Origin of the sequence: Jatrophihabitans lederbergiae, from assembly GCF_031845305.1 — a bacterium.
Lineage (GTDB): Bacteria > Actinomycetota > Actinomycetes > Mycobacteriales > Jatrophihabitantaceae > Jatrophihabitans_A > Jatrophihabitans_A lederbergiae.
The window spans coordinates 16,088-32,998 of record NZ_JAVREH010000004.1 but is presented as its reverse complement, the minus strand read 5'-3'; the positions used below and the strand labels follow the sequence as shown (position 1 = coordinate 32,998).

The following is a 16,911-nucleotide window of genomic DNA, read 5'->3' as shown; positions in this document are numbered from 1 at the left end:
CGTTCATGACGGTGCGCGCGGCAGTGATCGGAACGGGGATCATGGGCGCCGAGCATGCGCGGTTGCTGGAGCGCCAGGTGTCCGGAGTCGTGGTCACCGGTGCGTTCGATGTCGATACCGAGCGATGCCGGCAGGCCGTCGCAGGCATGCCCTCGGCCCGGGTTTTTTCTGACCCGATCGAGCTGATCTTCGATCCCGGCATCGACGCGGTCGTGATCGCCTCGGCCGATTTGACCCATGAGCGCTTTGCGCTGGCCGCGATCGCCGCCGGAAAGCCGGTGCTCTGCGAGAAGCCGCTCGCCCCGGACATCGCCGGCTGCGAGCGCATTCTCGCCGCCGAGGTGGCAGCGGGGCGGCGGCTGGTCAGCGTCGGCTTCATGCGCCGGTTCGATCCGGGTCACCGGCAACTCAAGCAGGCACTGGCCGGTGGCGACATCGGGACCGCGCTGTTGATGCACTGCGTGCACCGCAACCGCTCGGCGCCGGCCGGTCAACCGACCGCGTCGCTGATCACGGGCTCGGCCGTGCACGAGTTCGACGCGGCCCGCTGGCTGTTAGATGACGAGCTCGCCACAGTCACCGTGCACCGCCCGCGGTCCTCCCGCCGGTCCTCGCCGACGGCGGACCCGCTGTTCCTGGTGGTGGAGTCCAGCGCCGGGGTGCTCGTGGACATCGAGGTGTTCCTCAACTGCGGCTACGGCTACGAGGTTCGCTGCGAGGTGGTGGGCGAGGACGGAACCGTCTTCCTGGACGCGCCGGCCGCCACCGCGGTCCGCGGTGCCGCGGGGATCTCGCGCAGCCTTGCCGAGGACTGGCGTCCCCGCTTCGCCGAGGCCTACCGCTGCGAGCTGCAGGAGTGGATCGATTCCGTTGCCGCCGGTGCGGTGTCCTGCCTTGCCAGCACCTGGGACGGTTACGCCGCCACGGCCGCCGCACAGGCCGGCGTGGCGGCGCTCGACAGCGGGCGTGCCGAGCCGGTCCGGCTACCGCCGCGCCCGGAGCTGTACGGCGCGGAGCTGTACGGCGCAGAGCTGTACGGCGCCAAGGTGCACGGCGCGGTGCAGGCGTGACCACGCCGCCGTCCGCCGGTACCGCGATCGAGCTGCTGACCGTCGGCAGGGTCGGTGTCGACCTGTATCCGCAGCAATCCGGCGTGCCGCTGGAGCAGGTGAGCACGTTTGCCAAGTCGCTCGGCGGTACCGCGACGAATGTGGCCGTCGGCGCCGCGCGCCTGGGGCGATGCAGCGCGGTGCTGACCAAGGTCGGACCGGACGGGTTCGGGAACTATGTGCGCTCGGCGCTGACCGGATTCGGCGTCGACAACAGCTTTGTCGGCACCGCGCCCGAACTGCTCACCCCAGTTGTGTTCTGCGCCCTCGATCCGCCGGAGGACCCACCGCTGCTCTTCTACCGGCTGCCCACGGCCCCGGACCTGACGCTGACCGGCGCAGATGTGCCCTGGGACCTGGTCGCGGCGGTGCCGCTGCTATGGGTCACCGGCACCGGAGTGTCGGCCGAGCCGGCCCGCGGCACCCAGCTGGCCATGCTGGAACACCGCGGCCGGCCGGACGCCGGTTCCGGGCGGTGGACCGTGGTCGACCTCGACTGGCGGCCGATGTTCTGGAAGTCCCCGGCCGAGGCACGGCAGCAGTACGAGCGGATGTTCGAGTTCGCCACGGTCGCCGTCGGCAACCGGGAGGAGGTCGAGGTTGCGGTGGGCACCCGGGACCCGGAGCAGGCCGCACGCCGGCTGCTGGACCTCGGCGTCGAGCTTGTCCTGGTCAAGAAGGGCGCGGAGGGCGTGCTGGTGGCGACGGCCGAGTCCATGGTCACGGTCGCCCCGCAGCGTGTCGAGGTGGTCTGCGGCCTGGGCGCCGGTGACGCCTTCGGGGCCGCGCTGGCACATGGCCTGCTGTCCGGCTGGGCCCCGACGACGATTGCCGAATACGCCAACGCGGCCGGGGCGATCGTGGCCTCGCGGCTTGCCTGCGCCGACGCCATGCCCGGTGTCGATGAGCTTCACGCGCTGGTCGAGCGCCGGCCGGTCCCCGAGCAGGTGGGCTGATGGCCGGCGAGCTGACCGAGGACCAGTGGCGCGCGCTGCTGGTGACCAGGACGCGGCATCCCGAGGCCATCGCGCAGGCCTACGCCGCCCGCAAGCGACCGCACCGGCTGTTGAACGACCGCGGTTCGATCTTTCTCGTCGCGGCGGACCATCCGGCCCGGGGCGCGCTCGGCACCGGCGGCGATCCGCTGGCGATGGGCAACCGACGTTCGCTGCTGGAACGGCTCGCCACCGCGCTGGCCCATCCGGACGTCGACGGCGTGCTCGGCTCACCCGACGTCGTGGAGGAGCTGCTGCTGCTCGGCGCGCTCGAGGGCAAGGTGGTGATCGGCTCGATGAATCGCGGTGGCCTGGACGGCGCGATCTGGACGATGGATGACCGGTTCACCGGTTACGACGCGGCCAGCATCGCTTCGTGCAACCTGGAAGGCGGCAAGATGCTGCTGCGCATCGACGATCAGGACGAGCGGACCTCGGCCACGATCCAATCGTGCGCGCGAGCGGTGACCGAACTGGCCGCCCACCGGGTGATGGCGATGATCGAGCCGTTGCCGTACCGGCGCGACGAGCACGGCGTGCTCCAGCTGAGGACGGACGCGCAGTCACTGTCGCGGGCGGTGACGGTGGCGTCCGCGCTCGGAACCACCAGCGCGTACTCGTGGCTGAAGCTGCCCGCGTGCGAGGATCTCGCCATCGTGTACGGCTCCACCACCCTGCCGTGTGTGGTCCTCGGCGGGGTGGCGGCGGCGGACCGCGCGGCCCAGGTCGCCTCGTGGGAGCACACGCTGCGCCAGCCCACGGTGCGCGGCCTGGTGGTCGGGCGCACGGTGCTCTACCCACCGGACGGGGACGTGGCCGGCACCGTCGACGCGGCAGCGCAGGTGCTGCGTGCGGCCCGCGGCGATCAGCCGGCCGATGGGGGACCGGTGTGAGTGTCCTGCACCGTCCGGCCGGAACAGCGACGGCGCCGGGAATGCTGGTGGAACTCACGCCACAACAAGCCGGTTGGGACCGCACCGGGCTGCGGATCATCCCGTTGGAGCCATCCGACCCGGTAACCCTGCGGACCGGTGACGCCGAGGTGTTCGTCCTGCCGCTGTCCGGTGGGCTCACGGTGGAGATCGCCGACTCCGAGGGCCGTGTCGAGGACCGGTTCACGCTGACCGGCCGGCCCTCGGTGTTCACCGCCGTCAGCGATTTCGCCTATGCCGGCCGCGACAGCGTCCTGACTCTGAGCTGTGCCGAGCCGGCGACGGTGGCGGTTCCGTCGGCTCGCTGCGAGCGCCGGCTCGGCCCCGCGTACGGCGCTGCCGCCGACGTGCCGGTCGAGGTGCGCGGTGCCGGGCCGGCCTCGCGCCAGGTGACCAACTTCGGGGTGCCGGGGGTGTGGGAGCATGCCGACCGGCTGATGTGCTGCGAGCTGGTGACACCGCCGGGCAACTGGTCGAGTTACCCGCCGCACAAGCACGATGCGAGCGACCCGTGCCAGGTGGGAAACGAGGAGCTCTACTACTACCGGATCGCCGGGCCGGACCAGGTGACCCCGAGCAGGCAGGGTTTCGGCGTGCATCACACCTACACCGGACCCGAGCACGAGCGGGCCGGCCTGGCGGCGCTCGACGAGCGGCTGGTGGTGCGCGACGGCGATGTGGTGCTGGTGCCGCACGGCTACCACGGCCCGTGCGTGGCCGCTCCCGGCTACCCGATGTACTACCTCAACGTCCTGGCCGGTCCGGGCACCGGGCGGTCGATGGCGTTCTGCGACGATCCGGCGCACGGCTGGGTCCGCGACAGCTGGGCCGGCCAGCCGGTGGACCCGCGTTGCCCGGCCACGTCCGCGAACGGGCTGCTGCGGCAACCGATTCCAGCCCAGGGAGCTCACGAATGACGTCCGAGGCCGCGCCGACCGTACGGCTCATGACCGCCCAGGCCCTGGTGCGCTGGATGATCGCCCAGCGCTCGGAACTGCTCGACGGTTCCGAAGTGCCGCTGTTCGGTGGGGTGTTTGCGATTTTCGGGCACGGCAACGTCCTGGGCCTCGGCACGGCGCTGCGGGAGGTCCGCGACGAGTTGCCCACCTGGCGTGGCCAGACCGAGCAGGGGATGGCGCTGGCCGCGGTGGCCTTCGCGCGGGCCACCTCCCGGCGCCAGGTGATGGCGGCGACCTCGTCCATCGGGCCAGGGGCGTTGAACATGGTGACCGCAGCCGGCGTCGCCCACGCCAACCGGCTACCGGTGCTGCTGTTGCCGGGGGACACCTTCGTCGGGCGTGCCCCCGATCCGGTGCTGCAGCAGGTCGAGCACTACGGCGACCCGACCAGCACGGTGAACGACGCGTTCCGCCCCGTCGCCCGCTACTTCGATCGGATCACCCGCCCCGAGCAGCTGCTGGCGACCTTGCCGCAGGTCGCCAGGGTGCTGACCGACCCGGCCGATGCCGGGCCGGTGGTGCTGGCGCTGCCGCAGGATGTCCAGGCTGAGGAGTTCGACTTTCCGGCGGCCATGTTCGCGCCTCGGCTGCACCGGGTTCCACGTCCCCGTCCGGACGTCGAGGACCTGGCCGCGGCCGCACGGCTGCTACGAGCGGCCGAGCGCCCACTGCTGGTCGCCGGCGGCGGCGTCCGGTACTCGGGAGCGGCGGCGCAACTGCTGGCCTTCGCCGAGCGCCACGGCGTTCCGGTGGCCGAGACCGCGGCGGGTCGCACCCTGATGCCCGACCCGCACCCGCTCAACGCCGGTGGCCTGGGCACCATCAGATCGGCGTCGGCGAACGCGCTCGCCGCCGACGCCGACGTGGTGCTGGCGGTCGGAACCAGGCTGCAGGACTTCACCACCTCATCGTGGAGCGTTTTCTCCGCAAGCGTCAGGCTGATCTCGATCAACGCGGCTCGCTTCGACGCGGTGAAACACGCGGCGCACGCGGTGGTGGGCGACGCCGGGGTAACCTTGCGCGAGCTGGATCACGAACTGGCCGGCTGGGCTGCGGCGCCCGAGTGGACGGCATGCGCGGCGACCGTCCGGGCCGCCTGGGACGCCCATATCGACACCCTGCGTGCCGGCACGGCGCCAGGCCAGCTGACGTACGCACAGGTGGTGGGTGTGGTCAACGATGCCAGCACCGCGGCGGACTACGTGCTCGGCTCCTCCGGCGGCATCCCCGGCGAGCTCAACGGCGGCTGGCGTGCGACCGGCGTGGCCACCATGGATCTCGAATATGGCTTCTCTTGCATGGGATACGAGATCGCCGGACCGTGGGGCGCCGCGATCGCGCGTTCGCACAGTGATCCACAGGGGATCGTCACGGCGCTGCTCGGTGACGGCTCGTACCTGATGCTGAACTCGGAGCTGTACTCAGCGGCGTTCGCCGGGCACCGTTTCGTGGCCGTGGTGTGCGACAACGGCGGGTACGCCGTGATCCACCGGTTGCAGACCGGCCAGGGTGCGGAAGGGTTCAACAACCTGCTCACCGACTGCGCCGGGCCGGGCTCCGGTCCGGATGGCGTCCGGGTCGACTTCGCCGCGCACGCCGCCGCGCTGGGCTGCGCGGTCGTCGATGTTCCGGCGGGGTCCGGGGCGGCCGAGTTGCGCGCCGGCTATGCCCGGGCCAGGGAGCTGGCCACAACCGAGGAGCGCCCGGCCGTGCTCGTCTGCCGCACGAGTCCGTCCGAGTGGACGGAGTCGGGCGCGTGGTGGGAGGTCGGGGTTCCCGCCGGGCTGGCCGGCTACCCGGCCATGCGGGAGTCCAAGACTGCCCAGCTCCGGTGGAGTTCGTGAGAGTGCCTAGCGGGCGCCTTCGGTGACCAGCAGGGCCAGGCCCTCGCGCTCGTACTGCTCGGCCAGCTCGCGGGCCAGATCCTCCCGGCCCTCGTCGAGCAGCAGGTTCACTCGGTAGCTGTAATCATCGCTGAGCTGGCTGAGCGCATCGGTTCTGCGCAGTGGGGACGCCACGTTTTCTCCTTGGAATCGTCGCCATTCATCGGCCGTCAGTCGTTCCAACACCGGGAGCGGAGCCGGTGTTTCGGTGCGGGCCGGTGGGCTGCCTCACGCCGGCAGGGCGCTGCCTCACGCCGGTCCGGCGGTGCCGCGGCCGATCGAGGGGGTGTCCGTCACGGCCTCCCACTGGCCGGTGTGCTGCGAGCGGACCATCGCCTCCAGCGCGAGAGCACTCTGCACCGCATCCTCGATCGTGGCATGCGAGGACCGCGATTCCGACGTCCCGCCGCCACCGGGCGCTACACCGGAGCCAGCGATTGCCCGCAGGAAGCCGGCCGCTTCGATAACCTTCAGGTCGTCGTAGCCCATTGCCACGCCGGCTCCGGGCTGGAAGGCCCCGAAGTCGCCGTGCGCCGGACCGACGTACAGCGTGGACGACGGCTGGTTGGCGTAGTTTCCACCGACGCACACGGCTAGTTCGCCCATTCGCCGGAAGTCCCAGGACACGCTGCCGCGGGTGCCGTGGATCTCGAAGCCGTAATTGTTCTGCTCACCGACGGCGACCCGGCTGGCGCGCAGGCTGGCCCGCGCCCCGCCGCGCAACCGCAGCAGGCAGCTCAGGTAGTCCTCGTTCTCGACCGGCCCCAGCACGCCGGACTCGGCGACGGCGAAGTGACTGGCGAGCCCGTCCGGGCGTGGCCGCTCGGCAATGAAGGTCGCGGTGTCGGCGACCAGGGTGTCGATGTCGCCGAGCAGGTGCCGCACCAGGTCGACCCCGTGGGAGACGAGGTCACCGAGCACGCCGGCTCCGCCCTGGGCGCGTTCGAACCGCCAGGACAGCGCGCCGAGTGGGTGCGCCGCGTAGTCGCTGAGCAGCCGGAACGCCGCATCGGTGACCTTACCGAGCTGACCGGTCGCGATCAGCTCGCGCGCGTGTGCGACGGCCGGCGCGTTGCGGTAGTTGAAGCCGACCGAGGTCTGCACGCGGTTTCTCCGGACCGCCTCGGCCACCGCCTGGGCGTCCTCGGCGCTGAGGCCCACCGGCTTCTCGATCCACAGGTGCTTGCCGGCCGCCGCGACCGCCACCGCGATCTCGCGGTGCAGGAAGTTCGGCGCGGTCACGCTCACCGCCTCGACCCGGTCATCGGCCAGCACCTGCCGCCAGTCGGGCGTCCAGTCGGCGAAGCCGTAGCGCTCGCGGGCATCCTCACCACGCCCGCTGTCCGGCTCGGCGACCAGCACCAGGCGCGGGGTCAGCCCCAGGTCCGGAAAGTGCTGGCGCACCCGGGCGTACGCGCGGCTGTGCGCGTGCCCCATCCAGCCGAAACCGAGAACGGCGACGCCGAACGGCCGGCTGCTCATCGACCGGCCGCTGATACGCCCGGCGCTTTGCCCGCTACGGACAGCAAGAACGCGACACTGCGCCGCACGTCCGAGATGGGTCCCGTGCCGTCAGCGGGCTCGCGGTCGAACGCGGTGTCCTGTTCCATGACGTACCAGCCCTGGTAGCCCGCTGCCTCCAACGCGGCGACGATGCCCGCGATGTCGACGTCCCCCTCGCCCAGCGGCGCGTACAGACCCGCCCGCACAGCGTCCTGGTAGGCGGTGTTTCCCGCGGCGACCGTCCCGGCCACGCCGGCCCGAACGTCCTTGAGGTGGACGTGCGACACCCGGTCGGTGAATCGCTCGACGAGGTCGAGGGGTTCGGTGCCGCCGATCAGCAGGTGGCCGGTGTCCAGGCACAGCTGGACGTCACTGTCCTGGAGCAGCCGCAGCACCGACACGCGGCTCTCGATGGCGGTGCCGACATGCGGATGCAGCGTGGTGGTCAATCCGAAGTCGGCCGCGATCGCGCGGAGCCGGTCCAGGTTGGCCAGCAGGATCGGCCATTGCCGGTCGGTCACCGGCACCTTGTGGTCGTAGCTACCGTCCGGCGACCGGGCCGCCAGCACCACCACTTCGGCGCCGGCCGCGGCGAGGATGGCGATGGCGTCGGTTGCCTCGGACAGGTCCACCGCCTCGTCCACGTGCAACGGGACGGGCACGAATCCGCCGACGAGCCGCAGGTCGTGCTCGGCCAGCCGGGCTCGCACCGCGGCCGGTGTGCTGCCGAGGTAGCCGGCCGGGCCGAGTTCGGTGGCCCGCAGGCCGACCGAGGCCATCTCGGACAGCACTCGGGAGGCGGGCATCTCGTGGCCCCAACCGGGGGCTTCGCAGACGCCCCACGAGATCGGGGCACCGGCGATCCGGGTCCGCACGGGCAGCTTCGGCATGGGGGCTCGCTCCTTCTCAGCGGTAACCAGCAACGGCGCTGATGTAGTAGAGACGGCACTAGAGCGCTCTAGTGCATCGTTCCAGTATCATGGCTGGTGCCCACAGCTGTCAACGAAACGGATGCCGTGACGAGCGAGCACAGCGAACCCGCCGTTCCCGCGAGCCGGCCGCCCACCCTGCAGGACGTCGCCGACCGGGCAGGCTTCTCGCGAGCCCTGGTATCCATCGTCATTCGCGGCGTGCCCGGTGCCAGCGAGACCACCCGCCAGCGGGTGCTCGAGGTCGCCGACCAGCTCGGCTACCGCCCGGACGGCCGCGCGCGGCTCCTCGCCGCCGGGCGCAGCAAGCTGATCGGTGTCACCCTGGGGCTGGACAACCCGTTTCACTCCGACGTGGCCGCGGGCATCTACCAGGCGGCGGAAGCCAGCGGTTACCAGGTCGTGCTCAGCGCCGTGACCGCCAGCCGTACGGCGCAGCAGGCGGTCGAGACCCTGCTCGACTACCGGTGCGAGGCCGCGGTGCTGGTCGGGCCGCTGGTACCGGTCGCCTCGCTGCTGGCGCTGACCGAACGGCTGCCGGTGGTCGTGGTGGGGCAGTCCGCGCGGTCGCGCGCCGCCGACGTCGTCCGGGTGCCTGCCGCGGTCGGGCTCGGCCTTGCCGTGGATCACCTGGTGAGCCTCGGGCACCGGCGGATCACCCATGTCGACGGTGGCCGGGCGCCCGGTGCCGTCGAGCGGCGCACCGGCTTCACCTCGGCTATGCGGCGGCACGGCCTGGCCGGCACCGCGACCATCGTGCGGGGCGGCGGGGACGAGGAGGCCGGTGCGGCGGCCGCGCGCGAGCTGGTCGACGGCGGCCTGCCGACAGCGGTCATCACCTACAACGACGCCTGCGCGGTCGGGCTGCTGGACATGTTCGTCCGGCTCGGGGTCACCGTGCCGGGCGACGTCTCGGTGGTGGGCTACGACGACAGCAAGGTAGCCCGGCTGTCCTACCTGCGGCTGACGACGGTGAGCCAGGACGGCCGGCGGCTGGCCGCGGTGGCGGTCGAGCGGCTGATCGAACGGCTGGACCGGCAGCCGGACGGTCGGCGGGCAACTTCTGAGCTGAAGCGTGAGGTGCTGGTGCCGCCCCGACTGGTCGTCCGCGCCACCACAGCGGCGGTGCGGCAACCCGGCTAGGCGCTGATGTCAACCCGTGCCCCGTCCACCCACTCGTCGACCTTGGTCCACTGCTCCTCCAGCCACCGCAGAGCCGAGTCCTCCGCGCGCGGCACCTCGGCCGCCGGGTACAGCCACGGTGCGATCCGCATCGGACGGCCGCTCAGCGGCAGCGCCCGCCAGATGTCGGACGGGCTGACCAGGGTGTCCAGCCCGCAGTGCGCGATGACCAGGACATCGGCGTCGGGGCACGCGGCCAGGCACGCCAGCGCGCCGCCGGGCCGGGGCGGCAGCACGTGGCTGAGCTCACGCGCCCTGCGGGCCCGGTGGTAGTGCCCGGCCCGCACCCGTGGGCGAGGGCAGGAAGTAGCAGGCCAGCCGGGTCAGCACCAGATCCAGTCCCGGGTCCCACTGCAACGCCTTCTTGAGCACCACCTTCGGCTGCGCCGGTACGCCGCCACCAGCAGCTGCACGAGCGTGACCGAGTCGCCGGGGCCGGCGTGGCGGGCGAGCACGATCAGCGGGGCATCGCCGGGCGCCACGACTTCCTCGACGGTGTGCACCTCGTACCCCAGAAAGAGCCTGGCCAGGGTGAGCAGCAGCCGCAGCGCCCACCCCAGCAGCGCCGCGTGCCGCCGGCGCCAGCGGTCCTCGTCGCGGCGAGGCGTCGGCTGGCGGAGCCACAGCGTCCAACATCCCGCCACCAAGGCCAGGTCGATCCACAGATAGCAGATGGCGAGCGCGCTGAGCCTGAGCACCCTTCGACGCGAGGACAGCGGCGCCACCAGCAGCGCGAGCAGCAGCACGGCTCCGAACAGGGCGGTGCAGGTCAGGACAATCACCGGCCAGAGCGGGTCGATCACCGCGCGCCGGATCAGCCGCGGTGGTACCCGGCGCGTTCACCGGTGCTGCTCGACGCCATCGAGGTAGTTCCCGCTGGCCTGGTGGGCGCGTTCGATCCGCCCGAGAACCCGGCTGGTGTTGCGGTAGCGGACCGAGACCCCGGGCGTGTCCGGGGCGCCGCTCGGCAGCAGGTGCACCCGGATGCCGTCCGGCACACTCGCGAGATCCTCGACGAAGCGGTGCCGGCGGGCGATCTCGAAGGCGACGAGTCCCACCTGCCACGGCCAGCGCGGCGGAGTGAGTGGCTGCTCGATCCGCCCGACGTGCAGCACGTACACCTCGCGCATGCCCATCGCCACCGCCCGGCCGACGGGGATCGAGTCGACCAGCCCGCCGTCCAGAAAGTGCTCGTGGCCGACCGCGGCAGGCGGCAGCAGGCCGGGCACGGCGCAAGAGGCCAGCACCGCGTCCGTGATCGAGCCGGCGGTGAACCAGTGCGCCGAGGCCCGCTCGATGCTGGCGGCCACCGTCTGGAAGGCCACCGGCAGCTCCTCGATCAGGCGTACCGGAAGGTGCTGGTCCAGCAGCGCGCGCAACGGCTCGGCCGAGTGCAGGTGCGTGCGGTGCCTGGCCAGCCGTGCCGCCTGCGAGAACACCGAGCTGGAGAAGACGCCGGACTCCGACAGCGAGGTCCACACCGTGCTGAGCCGGTGGACCGCGGCCAGCGACGGCTCCGCGGCGATCAGGGCTCCGTTGAGAGCGCCGACGCTGGTACCGACGATCAGATCCGGACGGATGCCTCGCTCGATCAGCGCCCGCAGCATGCCGACCTGGGTGGAGCCCAGGATGCCGCCGCCGCCGAGGACAAAAGCGACACCGGCCTGCTCGCTCATGTTCGGGTACCGATCTTGGGCGCTCGGATACCGATCATGGGAGGAGGCTAGCGGTCACGCCTCGGCGCCGCCGACCACCGGCGCCGGCGTGCGCGGTCGGCGGAGCTGCCCCTGCCTCGGTAGGGTCGCTCATGGACCAGTAGGACGTTGCCGGATCGAGGGGGTTGTCAGTGAGCACTCCCGACGCTGTTATCGCGGGGCGCTACCGGCTGGTCGGCCGCGTCGCCGCGGGCGGCATGGGGACGGTCTGGGAAGGCTGGGACGAGCGCTTGCGGCGGCCGGTCGCCATCAAGCAGCTGCACCCGCAACCCGGCCTGAGCGACGCCGCCGCCGAGATGGTCAACAACCGGGCCATGCGCGAGGCCCGGATCACCGCGCGGCTGCACCATCCGCACGCCATCACCGTCTACGACGTGGTGGAACACGACGGCCAGCCCTGCCTGATCATGCAGTACCTGCCGTCGACGAGCCTGCAGGCGACCCTCAGCGACCGCGGCGTGCTGCCACCGATCGAGGTGGCACGGATCGGTGCCGAGATCGCCTCGGCCCTGGCCGCGGCTCACCGGGCGGGAATCGTGCACCGTGACGTCAAGCCCGGCAACGTGCTGATCGCCGAGGACGGTGCGGCCAACATCACCGACTTCGGCATCTCGCACGCGCTCGGCGATGTCGCGCTCACCTCGACCGGAATGGTGACCGGAACGCCGGCCTACCTGTCGCCTGAGGTCGCCCGGGGCAGCGAGTCCACCTTCGCCGCCGACGTCTTCTCACTGGGCGCGACCTTGTACGCGGCCGTCGAGGGCGCCCCGCCGTTCGGCACGGACGAGAATCCGATGGCGACGCTGCACAAGGTCGCCTCCGGGCAGGTGATCCCCCCGCACCGCGCCGGTCCGCTGGGGCCGTTGCTGACGCGGATGCTCGCCGCCGATCCTGGAGCCAGGCCCGCGATGATCGATGTCGCCCGGACGCTGGCCGCCCTGCACGCCGACGCCAGCGCGCCGCACACGATCGCAATGACGCAGACGCTGGCCTCCCCGCCCGGCAGCGGCCGCCCCGCCGCCCCGAACCCGCCGCCGCCGGTGGCGCTGGGATCCGGCAACGACGCGGCGGACGCGCGAACCCGGCGGGTCGCTCCGGCGGCTGCCGCGGGTGCGGGGCTGGCCGCTCTGGGCCTTGCTCGTTCTGCGGCTGGGTCTGGTTCCGGTGCTGTTGATGGTGCCGGCGCGGTTGGTGGTGGAGTACCACCGCGGTTCGGTGGCCCAGGTGCTGGCCACGCTCCGGTGCCCGATCCCGGTGGTAATCCGGCGGGCCGCACCGGCGGCAGTGCGGTGATCGACTCCGACTCCGACACCGGCTCGGGCCATCGCGGCGTCCTTGCCGCCGCGATCGCCGTGGTGGCGGCGCTGTTACTCGTCGGCCTTGCCTTCGCCACCGGCCTGATCGGCGGCGGCTCCGGTTCCGGCCGGAACAACACGCCATCGGCCGCTGGGCAGGGCGGAACAGCGACGTCGCGCACGTCGAGCTCAGCCGGAGCCAGCTCGGGCAAGTCCAGCAGTCTCCAGTCGAGCACGGTTCCGTCCAGCACCGTTCCGTCCAGCACCGTTCCGTCCAGCAGTGTTAAGTCCAGCACCGTTCCGTCCAGCACCGTTCCGTCGAGCACCGTTCCGTCCAGCAGCGCGCCGTCCAGCAGTGTTAAGTCCAGCACCGTTCCGTCCAGCACCGTTCCCTCGAGCAGCGCGCCGTCCAGCAGTGTTAAGCCCAGTACCGTCCCGTCGAGCAGTGCCCCGTCCAACGCAGGTGGCGGTGGCACCCCGAGCGCCGCTCAGCTGGCGGCCGCGATCAGCGGTTACTACGCGCTGCTACCCGACAACACCGACGGCGGCTGGTCCCGGTTGACGTCGCGGTACCAGACCGATCACGCGGGTGGCCGCGCAAACTACAACAGCTTCTGGGATGCCGTCGAGCGGGTGTCCGTCAGCAATGTCGTGGGGCTGCCGCCGAGCGCCGTCGAGGCCGACATCACCTACGTCGCCAAGGACGGCCACGTCACCCGGGAGCGCACCAGCTTCGGTCTGGTGTCCGAGGGCGGCGTCCTCAAGATCGACACGTCGACGGTGCTGAGCAGCCAGAGCGGCTGACCGCGCGCTGTCGGTCCGGCCGGCCGGCCGGCAAGTTAAGTTGTGTCAATGGACGTTTTCCGGAAGAAGCCTGTCGCCGATCTGCTCGCCCAGGACAGCGTAAGGGGCCCCGGACTGCGGAAACGGCTTGGCCCGGTCGACCTGATGGGCTTCGGCGTCGGCGTGGTCATCGGAACCGGTATCTTCACCCTGACCGGGGTGGAGGCGAAGAATCACGCCGGCCCGGCCGTGGTGATCTCGTTCCTGATCGCCGGCGTGGTCAGCCTGCTGGCCGGGCTCTGCTACGCCGAGCTCGCCTCCGGGGTGCCCACCGCCGGCAGTGCCTACAGCTATGCCTATGTCAGCATCGGCGAGATCGCGGCGTGGATCATCGGCTGGGACCTGGTGCTGGAGTTCGCGCTGGGAGCGTCGGTGGTGGCCCGCGGTTGGTCGGGGTATCTGCAGAACCTGTTCGACCTGCCGACCTCGATCTTCGGTGAGAGCTCGACGGTGAATGTCGGCGCCATGGCGATCACCGCCGTGCTCGGCACGGTCGCGGCGCTCGGCATCAAGGAGTCCGCCCGGGTCACCGACGCCCTGGTGATCGTGAAGGTCGCCATCTGCCTGTTCATCATCGTGGCGGGTGCCTTCTTCGTGAAACTCAGCAACTGGAGCCCGTTCATCCCCAAGTCAGCCGGCCCCGTCGGCACTGCGCACGGCACGGAGCGCACCCTGATCCAGGCGGTGTTCGGCCTGCCGCCGGCGGCGTTCGGCGTCGGCGGCATCCTGAGCGCGGCCGCCGTGGTGTTCTTCGCCTACAGCGGCTTCGAGGCGGTCGCGAACCTGAGCGAGGAGACCCGCAAACCGGCGCGCGACCTGCCGCTGGGCATCTTCGGCACGCTGGCGATCGCGACCGCCCTCTACATCGGCGTCGCGTTCATCGTCACCGGCATGGTCAACTACAGCGACCTCAACGAGGGCTCGCCGCTGGCGTCGGCCTTCGACTCCGTCGGGGCCAGTTGGGCAGGCACCCTGGTGTCGATCGCGGCGGTCTGCGGGCTGACCTCGGTCATCCTGGTGGACATCGTCACCATGGGCCGCATCGGGTTCGCGATGGCACGCGACGGCCTGCTGCCGAAGAAGGTGGCCGCGATCCACCCCCGGTTCGGCACGCCGGTGCGGATCACGGTGGCGGTCACCGTCGTGGTGATCGCTGTGAGCGGGTTCGTCTCGCTGCACACGCTGGCGGATCTGGTGAGCATCGGCACCCTGTTCGCGTTCGTCCTGGTGTCGGCGGCCATCCCGATCCTGCGGCGCACCGAGGCGGACGTCCGGCGACCCTTCCGGGTGCCGTGGTCGCCGGTGATCCCGGTCGTATCCGTGCTGGCATGTCTCTACCTGATGTTGAACCTGACTGTGGCTACCTGGATTCGGTTCGCCGTCTGGATGGTCATCGGGCTCGTCGTGTATCTGACGTACGGGCAGCGCAATGCCCGGCTCGCCCGTACCGGCGGCGCGAAGCCTGTGAGCACCATGGGGAGCCGGTGAGCACTATTGACAGTGTCGACGCGGAACGCTACAAAAGTTGAGCTGCCAAAAAGTTGAGCTGACAAACACGGTCAGCACGTATGGTTGTTTTTGCAGTGACCTGAGAGCGCTCTCGCAGCGTTGCCACTCCAGAATGAAAGGTGATGCCCCCGTGCCATCCCGCCCACCTGGACACCTCCCCTCGCTACCCGCGGGGTCACTATTCGCGCCTCGACCGCCCGGCGCGCGGCTGCGGCGACGCGCGCTCCTCTTGAGCGTGGCGACTGCCGCCGCAGTCTCGGTGACCGGCGTGACCAACGCCGCCACGTCGAACGCCGCAAGCCCGAAGTCCGCCGCGGCAGCTGCCCAGAAGTCGGCTCAGAAATCGGCTCAGCCCGGCCAACCGGACTTCGGTCCCAACGTCACCATCTTCGATCCGAGCACACCGGCCGGCGACGTCCAGGCCGCCATGGATCGGACGAACGCCCAGATGCAGAACAACGAGTTCGGTACTGAGCGCTACGCGTTCCTGTTCAAGCCCGGCGCGTACCGCGTCAACGCCCAGCTCGGTTACTACACCACTGTGGCGGGCCTGGGGCAGAACCCTGACGACGTCACCATCAACGGCGGCATGACGGTCTGGGCGCAGAATCGGTTCTCCGACAACCGCTCCTCGCTGACGAACTTCTGGCGCTCCGCCGAGAACCTGGCGATCATGCCGGACGGCGGCACGGACTGGTGGGCGGTCTCCCAGGCTGCTCCCCTGCGCCGGGTGGACATCAAGGGCCAGCTGGGCCTGTTCGACTACCTGGGCGGGTACGCCAGCGGCGGCTTCATCGCCGACTCCCACGTAGACAGCACGGTGATCAACGCTCCGCAGCAGCAGTGGCTGACCCGCGACAGCAGCATCGGCAGCTGGTCGAACGGAGTCTGGAACCAGGTCTTCGCCGGCGTCCAGGGAGCACCCCCGCAGTCCTTCCCCAACCCGCCGTACACCACGCTGCCGACCGACCCGGTCTCGCGTGAGAAGCCATACCTCTACATCGACGCGCAAGGCAAGTACAACGTCTTCGTCCCGACCGCTCGCAGGAACAGCTCGGGTACCAGCTGGGCCAACGGTTCGACCCCGGGCCAGTCGCTGCCGATCGGCGACTTCTTCATCGCCAAGCCGAGCGACAGTGTCTCGGCGATCAACTCCGCCCTGTCCCGGGGCAAGAACCTGATCCTGACGCCGGGCGTCTACCACGTCGGTCAGAGCATCAAGGTGAAGCGGGCGGACACCATCGTCCTGGGCATGGGAATGGCCACCATCGAGCCTGACAACGGTGTGGTGCCGATGACGGTGGCAGACGTCGCGGGTGTCGACATCTCGGGGCTGATCTTCGACGCCGGACCGGTGAACTCCCCGGCGCTGCTGCGGTTCGGTACCCAGCACGGCAACCGCACCGCCCGGGCGCACAACCACTGGAGCGACCCGGCCGACCCGAGCGGCATCCAGGACGTCTTCTTCCGGATCGGCGGCGCGCACCTGGGCAAGGCCACCGATAGCCTGGTCGTCAACAGCAGCGACGTCGTCCTGGACGACATCTGGGCCTGGCGTGCCGACCACGGAAGTGGCGTCGGCTGGACGAGCAACACCGCTGACACCGGCGTGCTGGTCAACGGCGACAACGTCACCGCGACCGGCTTGTTCGTCGAGCACTTCCAAAAGTACGACGTGATCTGGAACGGCGAGAACGGCCGCACGGTGATGTTCCAGAACGAGATGCCCTACGACCCGCCGAACCAGGCCGCCTGGCAGCACGACGGCGTCCTCGGCTACGGCGCGTACAAGGTGGGTGACAACGTCAAGACCCACGAGGGCTGGGGGATGGGCAGCTACTGCTTCTTCAACGTCAACCCCTCGATCCACGCCTCGCACGCCTTCGAGGTTCCGGTCACGCCCGGCGTCAAGCTGCACGACATCTTGACGGTGTCGCTCAACAACGCCGGCACCATCGACCATGTGGTCAACGACTACGGGCCACCGACCGACGCGAACACCTCGCCGAGCGACGTGGTGGAGTACCCGGCGCCGTAATATTTCGCCTGCGAAAACC

At 70.7% G+C, this 16,911-nt stretch carries 15 protein-coding genes; 9 read left to right on the top strand and 6 right to left on the bottom strand.

Annotated features, from left to right (window positions below; genetic code table 11):
* The first annotated feature begins 5 nt into the window (after positions 1–5).
* Genes RM423_RS04250 through iolD form a run of 5 tightly spaced genes read left to right on the top strand, consistent with a single transcriptional unit; the run spans position 6 to position 5,839 of the window.
* The gene (locus RM423_RS04250; RefSeq protein ID WP_311421756.1) at positions 6–1,070 is read left to right on the top strand and encodes a Gfo/Idh/MocA family protein; all 1,065 of its coding nucleotides are present in this window, start codon (positions 6–8) and stop codon (positions 1,068–1,070) included.
* Positions 1,067–2,065 carry a 5-dehydro-2-deoxygluconokinase gene (gene iolC, locus RM423_RS04245; protein WP_311421755.1) on the top strand — a complete coding sequence of 333 codons (999 nt, stop codon included), beginning with the start codon at positions 1,067–1,069 and terminating at the stop codon, positions 2,063–2,065. The genes RM423_RS04250 and iolC overlap by 4 nt, the downstream gene beginning before the upstream one ends.
* Positions 2,065–2,997 carry a Cgl0159 family (beta/alpha)8-fold protein gene (locus RM423_RS04240; protein ID WP_311421754.1) on the top strand — a complete coding sequence of 311 codons (933 nt, stop codon included), beginning with the start codon at positions 2,065–2,067 and terminating at the stop codon, positions 2,995–2,997. Before iolC ends, RM423_RS04240 begins: the two co-directional genes overlap by 1 nt.
* The gene (gene iolB / locus RM423_RS04235; RefSeq protein ID WP_311421753.1) at positions 2,994–3,953 is read left to right on the top strand and encodes a 5-deoxy-glucuronate isomerase; all 960 of its coding nucleotides are present in this window, start codon (positions 2,994–2,996) and stop codon (positions 3,951–3,953) included. Before RM423_RS04240 ends, iolB begins: the two co-directional genes overlap by 4 nt.
* On the top strand, positions 3,950–5,839 hold the full coding sequence (gene iolD / locus RM423_RS04230) for a 3D-(3,5/4)-trihydroxycyclohexane-1,2-dione acylhydrolase (decyclizing) (protein WP_311421752.1): 1,890 nt from the start codon (positions 3,950–3,952) through the stop codon (positions 5,837–5,839). Before iolB ends, iolD begins: the two co-directional genes overlap by 4 nt.
* A 6-nt stretch (positions 5,840–5,845) precedes the next feature.
* Here iolD and RM423_RS04225 read toward each other — a convergent pair whose 3' ends face one another.
* From RM423_RS04225 to RM423_RS04215, 3 genes are all read right to left on the bottom strand, one after another.
* The gene (locus RM423_RS04225; RefSeq protein ID WP_311421751.1) at positions 5,846–6,013 is read right to left on the bottom strand and encodes a hypothetical protein; all 168 of its coding nucleotides are present in this window, start codon (positions 6,011–6,013) and stop codon (positions 5,846–5,848) included.
* Positions 6,014–6,127: 114 nt separating this feature from the next.
* The gene (locus tag RM423_RS04220) at positions 6,128–7,360 is read right to left on the bottom strand and encodes a Gfo/Idh/MocA family protein (RefSeq protein WP_311421750.1); all 1,233 of its coding nucleotides are present in this window, start codon (positions 7,358–7,360) and stop codon (positions 6,128–6,130) included.
* A complete protein-coding gene (locus tag RM423_RS04215; protein WP_311421749.1) occupies positions 7,357–8,271 on the bottom strand; it encodes a TIM barrel protein in 915 nt (304 codons plus the stop codon). Before RM423_RS04215 ends, RM423_RS04220 begins: the two co-directional genes overlap by 4 nt.
* Before the next feature lie 96 nt (positions 8,272–8,367).
* Here RM423_RS04215 and RM423_RS04210 point away from each other — a divergent pair, with 96 nt between their 5' ends.
* Positions 8,368–9,453, top strand: a complete 1,086-nt coding sequence (locus tag RM423_RS04210) for a LacI family DNA-binding transcriptional regulator (RefSeq protein WP_311421748.1) — start codon at positions 8,368–8,370, stop codon at positions 9,451–9,453.
* Here RM423_RS04210 and RM423_RS04205 read toward each other — a convergent pair.
* The 3 genes from RM423_RS04205 to RM423_RS04195 are packed head-to-tail and all read right to left on the bottom strand — an operon-like array spanning position 9,450 to position 11,168.
* Entirely contained in the window at positions 9,450–9,779 is a 330-nt protein-coding gene (locus RM423_RS04205) for a hypothetical protein (RefSeq protein WP_311421747.1), read from the bottom strand. The two genes, RM423_RS04210 and RM423_RS04205, sit on opposite strands and share 4 nt — an antisense overlap.
* A gap of 36 nt (positions 9,780–9,815) precedes the next feature.
* On the bottom strand, positions 9,816–10,295 hold the full coding sequence (locus RM423_RS04200; protein WP_311421746.1) for a hypothetical protein: 480 nt from the start codon (positions 10,293–10,295) through the stop codon (positions 9,816–9,818).
* Between the two features lie 36 nt (positions 10,296–10,331).
* Positions 10,332–11,168 (bottom strand): patatin-like phospholipase family protein, encoded by an 837-nt coding sequence (locus tag RM423_RS04195; protein WP_311421745.1) that lies wholly within the window; start codon positions 11,166–11,168, stop codon positions 10,332–10,334.
* 170 nt (positions 11,169–11,338) lie between these two features.
* Between RM423_RS04195 and RM423_RS04190 the strand changes: the two genes are divergently transcribed.
* From RM423_RS04190 to RM423_RS04180, 3 genes are all read left to right on the top strand, one after another.
* Positions 11,339–13,306 carry a serine/threonine-protein kinase gene (locus tag RM423_RS04190; protein WP_311421744.1) on the top strand — a complete coding sequence of 656 codons (1,968 nt, stop codon included), beginning with the start codon at positions 11,339–11,341 and terminating at the stop codon, positions 13,304–13,306.
* A 48-nt stretch (positions 13,307–13,354) separates the two neighbouring features.
* Positions 13,355–14,833: an amino acid permease gene (locus RM423_RS04185; protein ID WP_311421743.1), complete on the top strand. Its 1,479-nt coding sequence runs from the start codon at positions 13,355–13,357 to the stop codon at positions 14,831–14,833.
* A gap of 133 nt (positions 14,834–14,966) precedes the next feature.
* Complete coding sequence (locus RM423_RS04180; protein WP_396327589.1) at positions 14,967–16,892, top strand: adenylyl cyclase; 1,926 nt, start codon at positions 14,967–14,969, stop codon at positions 16,890–16,892.
* The last annotated feature ends 19 nt before the right edge of the window (positions 16,893–16,911 follow it).